Here is a 12,687-nt window from a genome sequence, read left to right as displayed (position 1 = left end):
TTTACACTACTTTCCTTCCATAAAATAAACAGACTGTAAATTAATTGTTTTTGCCACTTCAATAATTTCTTCTCTACTAACCTTATCGATGGATTCTAACCACTCCTCTAGAGAAAGGACTTTCGTTCCTAGGATCGTTTTCAAATATTCCCTTTCAATCAAAGTATTTTGCCGATCCTGTGCTAATAAGGTCGTATTCACCAACATTTCTTTTGTCAATTGAAGCTCTGACTCTGTAAACTTGCCTCGTTTTAAATCATTCAACTGTCTCATAATCAAGGTCATTACTTTCGTACGAGATTCCTTATCAATGCCTGCAAAAACTCTCATAAAGCCTGTAAAAATATCAAAATGGCTTGAGATAGTATAAGCAAGACCTTCTTTCTCTCGAATAATTTGAAAAAGTCTCGAATGCGAGAAAGCTCCCAGCATCCCATTTAATACAACTAGTGGGATATGGAAAGATTCTCCATACTGGGTAGAAAAATGGTAACCTAATTCTAAAATAGATTGTTGGTTTTGTTTTTGCTCTAACTTTTCTCTAGCAACATTTGTAAAAGGTTGTTGATAGGTGACAGACAAATTGTTATCACGTGGCTTGAATTCAAACTGGTTCACTCGATCCACAATAGCGACCTCATTAAAGTCACCTATGAAAAAGAAGTCAATGTTATCTAATTGGAGCATCTGATGAAACTGTTCAAGAGAACTTTGAGCTGTTTCTTGTCTCACTAAATCAACTTTCCCCAATCTTGACATCCCGATTGTTTCGTCTTCAAAAAATAGTTGATTCAATTGCCCGTGTGCATAATAATAAGGCTCTTCAATTTCCGACTCCAAATTGGAAATTGTATTTTTCTTTTCAACGTCAAATGTATCACTGTCAAAGTGATCTTCTACTACCAAAGGTGAAAAGAAGATAGTTTCTATAATGTCCAAAACCTCATCAGTAAGAACATTTTTCTTGCTCAAAAAGTCATCGCGCACAAAGGAAATATTCAAATCAACATAATGAACACGCCCCCTCTTAGAGACTGAGGTGGACAATTCTACCCCGTATAGACTCGCTAATTTTTCACGGAATAATTGTGAAGTTGGATATTTTTGATTTGCAGTTTCCATCATACAGGCTACTAAAACACGCGCAGCCACGGTATTTTCATCTAATGGCGATGAAAAACGGACCTTAATTTTATTGGTTTTAAATTTTTTTGATTGAAGAAAGTGAAGATTCACGCCCTTTACTAATTCCATTTTCATCCTCGTTCTACTCAATAGTAACTTTCATTATAACACGAAATCACACTAAAATCCTAATTCAAACTGTGAAAAAGCTCCTCAAATCACTCAACATTCTCTACCCTAGAAAAACTAAAAATATGGTATAATAACACGCAAAGAGGTGAACTATGAATTACAAATTATTTAATGACTTTATTACATTACAAGCAATCTTAAAAGAACTCGGTATTATACAGAGTGGTGGGGCAATCAAAGCCTTTCTTCAAGAAAAAGAAGTCTTTGTTAATGGTGAATTAGAACAACGGAGAGGCCGTAAACTTCGTGTCAATGATCAAATTGACATTTCTGAACTGAACATGACTATCACCATTCTTGAACCTTCTCAAGAAGAAATAGAAGATCATCTTAAAGAGAAGGAAGAAAAGGAACGTGTTGCTAAACTTGTCAAGAAACTCAATCAACAACAAAAGAAACAACCGACAAAGACTAACAAAAAAGAAAAAGCAATTCGCTTTCCTGGTATCTCGTAATGTGGTTAAAACAGTTATCCATTCAACATTTTCGTAATTATCAAGAACTAGAAGTCGAGTTTCATCCTGGATTAAATATTTTCCTAGGTCAAAATGCTCAAGGAAAGACCAATATTCTCGAATCAATTTATTTTCTAGCTTTAACCAGAAGTCATCGAACACGAAATGATAGAGATCTCATCTATTTTGAATCCACCGATTTTAAAGTTTCTGGTCAATTGCAAAGAGAAACTGGTCCCCTTCCATTAGAAATTTCCTTGACACCAAAAGGTCGGATAACTAAGGTAAATCATTTGAAACAAGCCAAATTATCAAACTATATTGGCCATATGAATGTTGTCCTTTTCGCACCCGAAGATTTGCAACTGATCAAAGGATCACCTGCAGGGCGCCGAAAGTTTATTGACATTGAATTAGGTCAGATGAAACCTCTCTATTTATCCGACTTATCTCAATACAACCATGTACTGAAACAAAGAAATAGTTATCTAAAAAATTCGGAAAAAATTGATGCTACATTTTTGGAGGTCCTAGATTCACAACTAGCTAGTTTTGGAAGTCGCGTCATCCATCATCGGCTTGAGTTTATTAAAAAATTAGAAGCTAAAGCAAAAGAAAAACACACTCGACTTTCTGACAACAAAGAAGACCTATCAATTCAATATCAGTCAACTGTTTTTTCTAAAGATGGAAATGATATAGAAGAGCAGTTTCTCTCTATGTTGGAAAAAAATCGTCAGAAGGATATTTTTAGGAAAACAACAAGTATTGGGCCTCACAGGGATGATTTGGCATTTTTTATCAATAATATGAATGCTACCTTTGGTAGTCAAGGCCAGCATCGAAGTGTTGTTCTCTCTCTAAAATTAGCAGAAATCGAATTGATGGAAGAAATCACAAGAGAAAAGCCTATTTTATTACTTGACGATGTCATGAGCGAACTTGACAATTATCGTCAACTTCAACTACTTGAAACCATCTCTAATAATATTCAAACATTTATTACTACGACCACTCTCGATCATTTAAAAGAACTACCTGAAGAGTTGAAAATTTTCACTATTCAAGCTGGTCATATCAAAACAGCATCTTGACAATATTGTCAAGATGCTGTTGTTTTTGTTTACAAATGTGTAAATTTATTGTGCTGAGTAGTTAGGAGCCTCGTTTGTAATTTGCACATCATGAGGATGGCTTTCTTTCAATCCGGCACCACTCATTTCAACAAATTGTGCATGATCATGTAAATCTTGAATGGTTGCTGCACCAACATAACCCATACCTGAACGAATACCACCGATCATTTGGAAGACCATATCTGCTACAGAACCTTTATAAGCAACACGTCCTTCAATTCCTTCAGGGACCAATTTATTGGCTTCATTGACAGATCCTTGGAAGTAACGGTCGCTAGAACCTTTCTTCATTGCTGCAATAGATCCCATACCACGGTATGTTTTAAATTTACGACCTTGGAAGATCTCTGTTTCACCTGGTGCTTCATCTGTACCTGCAAGCATTGAGCCAAGCATAACCGCATTCCCACCAGCTGCGAGTGCTTTGACAATATCTCCTGAATACTTGATACCACCATCAGCAATGATCGTTTTTCCATATTCACGAGCTACAGCGGCTGCATCATAAATGGCAGTCACTTGAGGAACTCCAACCCCTGCAACAACACGAGTTGTACAGATTGATCCTGGACCAATTCCGACCTTAACTACGTCTACCCCTGCATCAAATAATGCACGAGCACCTTCAGCAGTTGCAATATTTCCTGCAATCAAGGTACGATCTGGGAAGTGAGCACGAATTTCTGCAATCTTACGAAGAACACCCGCAGAATGTCCATGAGCAGTATCAATGACAATTGCGTCTGCACCAGCTTCAAAAAGAGCTTCTGCACGTTCAAAAGTATCTGAAGTAACCCCTACGGCACCAGCCACAAGCAAACGACCAAATTCATCCTTAGCCGCATTTGGGAACTCAATAACTTTTTCAATATCTTTGATTGTAATCAAGCCAGAAAGACGACCATTTTCATCTACCAATGGTAATTTTTCAATACGGTGCTCTTGTAGAATGCGTTCAGCTGTTTCCAAATCAGTTCCAACCGGTGCAGTCACCAAATTTTCACTTGTCATATGATTTGAAATGGGTTGATTGTAATCAGAAATAAAACGCAAATCCCGGTTTGTAAGGATACCAACTAATTTACGATTTTCAAGTGTTTCAACAACAGGAACACCACTGATTCGGTATCGTCCCATCAACTCATCTGCTTCTGCAATTGTATGAGACGGAGTCAAATAGAACGGATCAATGATAACTCCATTTTCAGAGCGTTTTACTTTGCGTACTTCATCTGCCTGTTGCTCAATTGACATGTTTTTATGGATAACACCAAGTCCACCAGCACGTGCCATAGCAATTGCCATTTGACTTTCAGTCACTGTGTCCATGGCAGCAGTAATGATTGGGATATTCAAGCGTAAATTACTTGCTAATTGTGTACTTAAATCTGCATCATTAGGCAATACGTGACTTTCTGCTGGAATCAAAAGCACGTCATCGAATGTAAACCCTTTTTTTAAAAACTTTGTGTCCCAATTAGACATTAGCTGGATCCTCTTTTCTTTTTATTTGAGCAAGGCTCGAATTTTTATTGTTAATATCATACCATTCTATGGCAATTTGTCAATCATTTATTGGTAAATTATCAATGAACAGTAAGAAATGTTCGCTTTTAATGAAGTCGTTTTATTTTTTAAAATAGGTAATTCCCATCGCAGATTTTACTTCATCCAGTGTTTGAGCTGCTACATTTCGAGCGCGCTCACTTCCTTTTTCAAGAATAGAGTAGACCTCACCCATATCCTTTGCAAACTCAAGGCGTCTTTCACGAATCGGTCTTAATTCACGATCTAAAATTTCTAAAAGATATCGTTTGGTCTTTACATCACCAAGTCCACCACGTTGATAATGTTCTTTCATTTCTGCAATTTCAGCTGCATCTTCTGGACGGCCAAATACATCCAGGTAATGAAACACCATATTGCCTTCGATTTTTCCTGGATCCTCTACTTTAATATGATCAGGATCAGTATACATACTCATCACTTTTTTCTTTAAAGTATCTGCATCATCAGCTAGGTAAATGCCATTATTCAACGATTTAGACATTTTAGCATTTCCGTCTAAACCAGGTAAGCGCCCTGCTGCTTCATTTTCAGGATAAATCCCTTCCGGTTCCACCAAAGTATCTGTGTTGTAAGCATGATTAAAGGAACGCACAATCTCACGAGTTTGCTCAATCATTGGCTTTTGATCATTTCCTACTGGAACAAAATTCGCTTTAAATGCTGTGATATCGGCTGCTTGTGAAATAGGGTATACCAAAAATCCTGTTGGAATACTCTCACCAAAACCTTTTTGAGAAATCTCGGTTTTTACAGTTGGGTTTCTTTCAAGTCGCGCCAAAGATACAAGATTCATGTAATACATGGTCAATTCCGCTAATTCAGGAATCTGACTTTGAATGAAAATCGTAACTTTTTCAGGATCTAGTCCAGCTGCCAGATAATCCAAAGCAACATTACCAATAGATTCTACAATCGTTTTTGGATCTTTTGCATGATCTGTCAAAGCTTGCTGGTCTGCTAGGAAAACAAACATATTATACTCGTCTTTATTTTGCAACAAGACGCGATTTTTTAAAGAACCAACATAGTGGCCAATATGGAGTTTTCCTGTCGGTCTATCTCCTGTCAGAATGATGGGTTTTGTCATACTCTTCTCCTTAATCGTTATCCCTATCATTATAGCACTTTCTAATTGAAAATGTTAGTCTATCCTCTATGTTTGTACCGAATTAACAATTTACTAAACTGTCAATTTAGTTTACATAGTTGTAAAAACAAATTGACAGTAAAAAAGTTGAATTTTCCCCTATTTTCTAGTAAAATGAAGACATTATAGAAAGAGGAGAATATCATTGCTTACAGTATCAGACGTCTCACTACGTTTTAGTGATCGAAAATTGTTTGACGATGTCAATATCAACTTTACAGAGGGAAATACATACGGTCTCATCGGTGCCAACGGTGCTGGAAAGTCAACCTTTTTAAAAATTTTAGCTGGAGATATTGAACCAACAACTGGTCATATTTCTCTTGGCCCTGATGAACGTTTGTCTGTTTTGCGTCAAAATCACTTTGACTACGAAGACGAGCGGGTCATCGATGTTGTCATTATGGGAAATGAAAAGCTCTACAACATTATGAAGGAAAAAGATGCTATCTACATGAAAGAAGATTTCTCTGATGAAGACGGTGTCCGTGCAGCTGAACTTGAAGGTGAATTTGCCGAACTTGGTGGATGGGAAGCAGAAAGTGAAGCATCTCAATTGCTTCAAAATCTAAATATTTCAGAAGACCTTCATTACCAAACTATGAGCGAGTTAGCCAATGGGGATAAAGTAAAAGTTCTCTTAGCTAAAGCCCTTTTTGGTAAACCAGATGTCCTTCTTTTGGACGAGCCGACCAATGGATTGGATATTCAATCCATTACCTGGTTAGAAGATTTTCTGATTGATTTTGAAAATACGGTTATCGTTGTATCCCATGACCGCCACTTTTTGAATAAAGTCTGCACCCATATGGCGGATCTCGACTTTGGAAAAATCAAACTTTACGTCGGGAACTATGATTTCTGGAAAGAATCTTCTGAACTTGCAGCAAAATTACAAGCAGATAGAAATGCAAAAGCTGAAGAAAAAATTAAACAATTACAAGAGTTTGTCGCACGTTTCTCAGCCAACGCTTCAAAATCAAAACAAGCAACTTCGCGTAAAAAAATGCTTGACAAGATTGAACTTGAAGAAATTGTTCCATCTAGTCGGAAGTACCCATTCATCAACTTTAAGGCAGAACGAGAAATTGGTAACGATCTCTTGACAGTTGAAAATCTTTCTGTCAAGATTGATGGAGAAACCATCCTTGACAATATCAGCTTTATCTTACGGCCTGGTGACAAAACTGCCCTTATCGGACAGAACGATATTCAAACAACCGCTTTGATCCGTGCATTGATGGATGATATTGAATATGAAGGAACTGTCAAGTGGGGAGTTACAACTAGTCGATCTTATCTACCAAAAGACAACAGTCGGGATTTTGCAGGTGGTGAAAGTATTCTTGATTGGCTTCGTCAATTTGCAAGTAAAGAAGAAGATGACAATACTTTCCTTCGTGGTTTCTTAGGACGTATGCTCTTTTCGGGTGACGAAGTTAACAAGTCTGTAAACGTCTTGTCAGGGGGAGAAAAAGTTCGTGTCATGTTGTCTAAATTGATGCTCCTCAAGTCAAATGTTCTTGTACTGGATGATCCAACCAATCACTTGGATTTGGAGTCTATTTCAAGTTTGAATGATGGATTGAAGAATTTTAAAGAATCGATTATCTTTGCTAGCCATGACCACGAATTCATTCAAACACTCGCCAACCATATTATCGTTCTTTCAAAAAACGGCGTAATCGATCGTATTGATGAAACCTATGATGAGTTTCTTGAAAATGAAGAAGTTCAAGCAAAAGTGAAAGAACTTTGGAGTCAATCATAAAAATAAAGAGCCCTGAAATAATGATTTCAGGCTCTTTCAGTAGAAATATATGAATAAAACAAAGCTAAAAACATCCCTTTTTATAGTATCTTCTTTCCTGATTCCAGCTATCATGATGTTCTTTATTTACCTCTCACAAGGAATCTACTGGAACAGTGATACTTCACCATTATTAGGAGATGGTTATCATCAGTATGTCATTTTTGATACCACACTTCGAAATATTTTACATGGGACAGATAGCCTATTTTACAGTTTTCAAAGTGGATTAGGTATTAATTTCTATGCACTCAGTAGCTATTATCTAGGAAGTTTCTTTTCTCCTCTTGTCTACTTCTTTAATGCACAATCCATGCCGGATGCTGTTTACCTCATCACTCTTTTTAAATTTGGAGCTATTGGGTTAAGCACTTATATTAGTTTACATGGAATGTTTTCTAAAATTCCTAGATCCCTGGTTCTTACCCTTTCAACATCATTTGCTCTTATGAGCTTTGCTATCAGCCAAATTGAAATCAAAACTTGGCTAGATGTTTTTATCCTAGCACCATTAATTCTCTATGGATTCAAAAAACTCATTTACAATGAGGGAGAGATTCTCTACTTTATCAGCTTAACCAGCTTGTTTATCCAAAATTATTATTTTGGGTTTATGATGTCTATTTTTCTTATTTTATGGTACTTGACACAACTGTCATGGGACATCAAAGGAATTGGAAAACGCTTCTTTCATTTTGTGATTGTATCTCTTTTATCAGTTATAACAAGCCTTGTGATGTTATATCCAACCTTCTTAGATTTACGCACTCATGGAGAAAGTTTTTCAAAGGTTGACAGTATCTTTACCGAAAAAAGTTGGTATCTTGACGTATTTGCAAAAAATTTCATTGGAAGTTTTGACACTACTAAATATGGATCAATTCCAATGATCTACGTGGGATTATTTCCACTTCTATTAGCGATCACCTTTTTCTTTGTAAAGTCGATCAAGTTTCACGTGAAACTTTCTTACTTTATACTCTTGACCATTCTTATTTTGAGTTTTCGTTTTCAATTATTAGATCTCCTTTGGCAAGGTATGCACGCGCCAAATATGTTTCTTCATCGATACTCTTGGATCTTTTCTTTGACGATTATTCTGATGGCAGGAGAAGTACTAAATCGAATAGAGGAGATCACTTGGATTCGTTTTAGTCTTGCTAATTTCCTCCTTATTCTAGGATTTGGAGCAACTGTCCTTTACAGCAGTCACTATAAATTTTTAGATGCAGTCAATTTCATTGTTACTTTTGAATTTTTAATTGCTTTCTATTTGGTCTGTTTAGGATTTATCCTAAAAAAGATACCGCCTAGACTTTTCTATCTTTCGATCCTTTTTTTCTCCATTTTTGAATTATCGGTAAATAGTTATTATCAAATGGAAGGAATTGCGAATGAATGGGTCTTTGCTTCTCGATCATCCTACGAACGCGACTTAAAAGCCATCCAATCCTTAGTAAGAGAGAAGACAGACTCAAATTATCGGACTGAGATTCTACAGCCACAAACAGGCAATGATAGCATGAAGTATGGTTATAATGGAATTTCTCAATTTTCATCTGTACGAAATACGGATGCTAGCTCGACATTGGACAAACTAGGATTTAAATCTGAAGGAACTAACCTCAATCTTCGATACCAAAACAATTCTATTTTAATGGACAGTCTATTTGGTGTTCGCTATAATTTAAGCCAACAACCTGTTCAAAAATTTGGATTTAAAGAGATTGCAACCAAAAATGGAGTCTCACTTTCAGAAAACGAATATGCCTTACCAATCGCCTTTCTGTCAACAAAACCTTATAAAAATACTTCCTTTACGAATTTGACACTGGATAATCAGACACGATTCATCCATCAAATCACAAATGAAAAATATAAATTTTATAAGAAATTAAATATTCTCTCGCCTACTTCACAAAATACTACATCTTCGTTGCAAACTGCAAAAATTGAAGAAGATAGTCATCTATCCTACGCAAGTATTCAATATGAAGTAACGGTTCCTGCCCATAGCCAACTATATGTCAATGTTCCAAATTTAAAATTTTCAAACGATGATCGGAAAGATATTGAAATCAGCTACAATGGACAGACCCAACGCTATACCATTGATAATGCCTTTCCATTCTTTTCGATTGGCCATTTTGACACAGAGAAAACAGTTACTATTCGTTTGAGTTTTCCAGAAAATTCGACAGTCTCCTTTGATACACCAGAATTTTTTGCTCTGGATCTTGACCAATACACACAAGCTATCGCTAGCATTCGTCAGCAAGAAGTTGCTATTCACAAAAAGAAAAACAAATTGGTAGCAGCCTATAACGCAAATAGAGACACTACTCTTATTTTTACACTCCCTTATGATAAAGGCTGGTCAGCTAAACAAAATGGAAAGCCTATCCAAATTCATCGCATCCAGAAAGGATTGATGGGAGTTCGTGTTTCAAAAGGATCCGGAACAGTCACCTTAACATTTGTTCCCCAAGGCTTCATTGAAGGACTCATTGCCTTTTTCGTTGGAATCATTCTCTTCTTCCTCTACGAATGGAGACAAATAAAAAGACGAAAAAGTTAAGGAATCTAACTATCGTTCACTTATAAATAAAAGGCTAGGATAGTCATTATCCTAGCTTTTTCAAAACAAAAAAACACCCAAATGGGTGCTATACTAGCTCCGCCAGTAGGACTCGAACCTACGACATCATGATTAACAGTCATGCGCTACTACCAACTGAGCTATGGCGGAATGAGATATAGTCCGTACGGGATTCGAACCCGTGTTACCGCCGTGAAAAGGCGGTGTCTTAACCCCTTGACCAACGGACCATATATTCATTAACAGAACATATCCCATTATATCAAAATTTAACTAATTGTCAAGCACTAAATTCTAAATTTTGCTCTTCAATTAATTTTTTGGCACGTTTGATATTGCTTCTTGAGATTGGACAAGAATACCCTTCTTTCAACAGCAGCTGTTTCTTTTTCTTATCCATTCCAATGATCATACTTCTATTCACGATAAAAGATTGATGGGGACTGAAATATCTCTCCTCCACATCTTTCTCCAAGACATCTGATAAACTTCCCGCAATTTCTTTTTGAAAATTTTTCCCAACTAAGTTTAATTTATAAGCCGAACCAACCGTTTCGATATAAAGAATATCCTTAAATGGAATTTTTATCTTTTTATCCTTAAAGTCATACTCAAAATAATCTGTCAAATCATCATTTCCAATTTGAATAGTCGTTAGGTACTCAATACACTCCTTGATTTTTAATCTAAATAAATCTTCATTCAAATTTTTATCAATAAAATCTAAGGCAGATACTTTGTAACGATAGGTAATCGAAGCGAATTCTGATTTTGTAGTAATAAAAACAATAATGGCATAAGGATTTGCTTCTCGTATTTTTTGAGCAATTTCCAGCCCACAATACTCATTGTCTTGGATATGAATATCTAGAAAATATAATTGGTGGATATCCGAATTCTGGATATAATTTTCAAATTCCGAAATTTTACCGGTAGAAATCACTTCAAGTTTAATTTCTAATTCCTTAGCAATTTCTGCAATATGTTTTTCTACCCGTATCTGTTGAGAGAGCTCATCTTCTAATAAAAAAATCTTCATTCTTGTTCGTATCCTCCAATCTTCAAAACTTGTAAAAAACGATTTCCTTGCAATTCCGTTTCTAAAAACATCGTTCCATAATTTGCTAAGATTTTTCTCACATTATTTAATCCTAGTCCTCTATTTTCTCCTTTTGTCGAATAGCCTTCTTCATATATTTTTCTAATATCAAAAGTGATTTCATTTGTTGTATTATGAATCACTAAGTAAACAATTTTTGAAATAGAGAAAATAGCAATATGAACTTTCTTTTCTTCTGCTTCTTTTGAAGCTTCCAAAGCGTTTGTCACTAGAATCCCAACGATTCTCACAATATCTAATAAATCAACTGGTAGTTGCTCGATTGGTTCACTCGTTTCAAAGGTCATTTCCACCCCAGCATCTCTTGCATCCAACCAGCCTCGAATCAAAATACTTCGTAAAGCAGAATCTTTGATATTGACCAAGTTGAATCCTGATAATGCTTCTGTATTGATCTCTTTATAACCTTTTTCCAATACTTCTCTATGGATTCTCTGTATTTCTGGAATATTTTCTTCCTCAATGGCTAATGACATAGAAATAACTAAATTTCCCAAATCGTGACGAAATCCCCTAACAATAGAATAGAGACTTTGAATTTCAGCCATATACCGACTCATTTGTTGCTCAGAAAATTCTTTATACTCCAATTCTAAATTTTTACGATACTGATCTCGCTCGATTTTCATATGGAATAAGCTGACTACAAAAGAGAAAAAACAAATCGTTGCCAACATACTCCCAAAATTTTTAAATTGCGCTTGTTCACTAATCCATAAAGCAAAATTAATCACTACAAATATAGCAAAATAGACACAGATGAGTCTCTTTAAATATTTTTCAAATTCTTTCTCATAAAAAGGAGTAAAATCAAATTCAAATAAGTCAATTAACTTCAAAATGATTCCTAAAGAAAGCAAACGAATAAACATATTATAGACAATTGAGTAAGCTGCTACAACAGCATCTCCCAACACTGAAGAGACAATTATCGTCAGAAAAGTTGCTGTTCCTTCAACCGCTAAATAAGTAAAAAAAGAATAAAAAATGGCGCACAAGCGATTCGTCCGATTGGCATAATGATAATAAGGATATAAATAAACTGGCCATAAGAGCATATTTAAATCAGAGAGTCGAATATTTGAAAATAAAGTCACATCTAAAAATACTAAGAGACTTTCAAAAAGAAGAACAAAGGTGCTCAGCAGAAAGATAAATGCAAATTGATGTTCCTGATAGATTTTTTCGTCCACTAATGCAAACGTCAGAACAATGATCCCTCCCAAGAGAAAAGACAAGATTAATGACTGAATCACACAAACTCTCCCACTTTGTTTTTTTCTATTTTATTATACTCTAGTATTATTATAAAAAAATAAAATTTTATATACAAAAAATTATAATATAAAATAGCCTAAAATTAAAGGGAATCGGTAAAATTGTAATGTTTTTGTTACATGAATGAAAACTATTTTACACAATTTATATAATCTACACTTTGCACTATATAGGGATTGTTAGTTCTTTTTTTAAATATTCCTAATAAATCATTTCATTACTATTTGTCTATAGTGAAGTATACAAAAATTAATAG

At 35.4% G+C, this 12,687-nt stretch carries 9 protein-coding genes and 2 tRNA genes; 4 read left to right on the top strand and 7 right to left on the bottom strand.

Features of this window, described 5'->3' with window-relative positions; genetic code table 11:
• Positions 1-6: 6 nt before the first annotated feature.
• The gene (gene yfmF, locus HMPREF2832_RS05810) at positions 7-1,254 is read right to left on the bottom strand and encodes an EF-P 5-aminopentanol modification-associated protein YfmF (RefSeq protein ID WP_070505954.1); all 1,248 of its coding nucleotides are present in this window, start codon (positions 1,252-1,254) and stop codon (positions 7-9) included.
• Between the two features lie 155 nt (positions 1,255-1,409).
• Here yfmF and yaaA point away from each other — a divergent pair, with 155 nt between their 5' ends.
• Positions 1,410-1,772 carry a S4 domain-containing protein YaaA gene (gene yaaA, locus HMPREF2832_RS05805; RefSeq protein WP_061455875.1) on the top strand — a complete coding sequence of 121 codons (363 nt, stop codon included), beginning with the start codon at positions 1,410-1,412 and terminating at the stop codon, positions 1,770-1,772.
• Positions 1,772-2,866 carry a DNA replication/repair protein RecF gene (recF, locus tag HMPREF2832_RS05800; protein WP_070505951.1) on the top strand — a complete coding sequence of 365 codons (1,095 nt, stop codon included), beginning with the start codon at positions 1,772-1,774 and terminating at the stop codon, positions 2,864-2,866. The genes yaaA and recF overlap by 1 nt, the downstream gene beginning before the upstream one ends.
• A 45-nt stretch (positions 2,867-2,911) precedes the next feature.
• Here the strand turns inward: recF and guaB are convergent, their stop codons facing one another.
• Positions 2,912-4,393 (bottom strand): IMP dehydrogenase, encoded by a 1,482-nt coding sequence (gene guaB, locus HMPREF2832_RS05795; RefSeq protein ID WP_003009220.1) that lies wholly within the window; start codon positions 4,391-4,393, stop codon positions 2,912-2,914.
• Positions 4,394-4,535: 142 nt separating this feature from the next.
• Positions 4,536-5,564, bottom strand: a complete 1,029-nt coding sequence (gene trpS, locus HMPREF2832_RS05790) for a tryptophan--tRNA ligase (protein WP_003002236.1) — start codon at positions 5,562-5,564, stop codon at positions 4,536-4,538.
• A gap of 205 nt (positions 5,565-5,769) precedes the next feature.
• On the opposite strand from trpS, the gene HMPREF2832_RS05785 reads away from it, so the two are divergent.
• Positions 5,770-7,395 (top strand): ATP-binding cassette domain-containing protein, encoded by a 1,626-nt coding sequence (locus HMPREF2832_RS05785; RefSeq protein ID WP_049486042.1) that lies wholly within the window; start codon positions 5,770-5,772, stop codon positions 7,393-7,395.
• A gap of 49 nt (positions 7,396-7,444) precedes the next feature.
• A complete protein-coding gene (locus HMPREF2832_RS05780; protein ID WP_070505949.1) occupies positions 7,445-10,012 on the top strand; it encodes a YfhO family protein in 2,568 nt (855 codons plus the stop codon).
• 97 nt (positions 10,013-10,109) lie between these two features.
• Here HMPREF2832_RS05780 and HMPREF2832_RS05775 read toward each other — a convergent pair.
• The 4 genes from HMPREF2832_RS05775 to HMPREF2832_RS05760 all read right to left on the bottom strand — a co-directional run bounded on the left by HMPREF2832_RS05775 (position 10,110) and on the right by HMPREF2832_RS05760 (position 12,409).
• Positions 10,110-10,183: transfer RNA gene (locus tag HMPREF2832_RS05775), tRNA-Asn, on the bottom strand.
• Between the two features lie 8 nt (positions 10,184-10,191).
• A tRNA-Glu gene (locus tag HMPREF2832_RS05770) sits at positions 10,192-10,263 on the bottom strand.
• 50 nt (positions 10,264-10,313) lie between these two features.
• Entirely contained in the window at positions 10,314-11,072 is a 759-nt protein-coding gene (locus HMPREF2832_RS05765) for a response regulator transcription factor (protein ID WP_049495803.1), read from the bottom strand.
• Positions 11,069-12,409, bottom strand: a complete 1,341-nt coding sequence (locus HMPREF2832_RS05760; protein ID WP_070505948.1) for a sensor histidine kinase — start codon at positions 12,407-12,409, stop codon at positions 11,069-11,071. The genes HMPREF2832_RS05765 and HMPREF2832_RS05760 overlap by 4 nt, the downstream gene beginning before the upstream one ends.
• Between the last annotated feature and the right edge of the window lie 278 nt (positions 12,410-12,687).

Source organism: Streptococcus sp. HMSC073D05 (assembly GCF_001812015.1).
Classification (GTDB): Bacteria; Bacillota; Bacilli; order Lactobacillales; family Streptococcaceae; genus Streptococcus; species Streptococcus parasanguinis_D.
This window is presented reverse-complemented; position numbering and strand designations above follow the sequence as displayed.

Coding starts and splice junctions, on each gene's coding strand:
- HMPREF2832_RS05780 (WP_070505949.1), top strand. CDS start 7,445: ATGAATAAAACAAAGCTAAAAACATCCCTTTTTATAGTATCTTCTTTC.
- HMPREF2832_RS05765 (WP_049495803.1), bottom strand. CDS start 11,072: ATGAAGATTTTTTTATTAGAAGATGAGCTCTCTCAACAGATACGGGTA.
- yfmF (WP_070505954.1), bottom strand. CDS start 1,254: ATGGAATTAGTAAAGGGCGTGAATCTTCACTTTCTTCAATCAAAAAAA.
- trpS (WP_003002236.1), bottom strand. CDS start 5,564: ATGACAAAACCCATCATTCTGACAGGAGATAGACCGACAGGAAAACTC.
- guaB (WP_003009220.1), bottom strand. CDS start 4,393: ATGTCTAATTGGGACACAAAGTTTTTAAAAAAAGGGTTTACATTCGAT.
- yaaA (WP_061455875.1), top strand. CDS start 1,410: ATGAATTACAAATTATTTAATGACTTTATTACATTACAAGCAATCTTA.
- recF (WP_070505951.1), top strand. CDS start 1,772: ATGTGGTTAAAACAGTTATCCATTCAACATTTTCGTAATTATCAAGAA.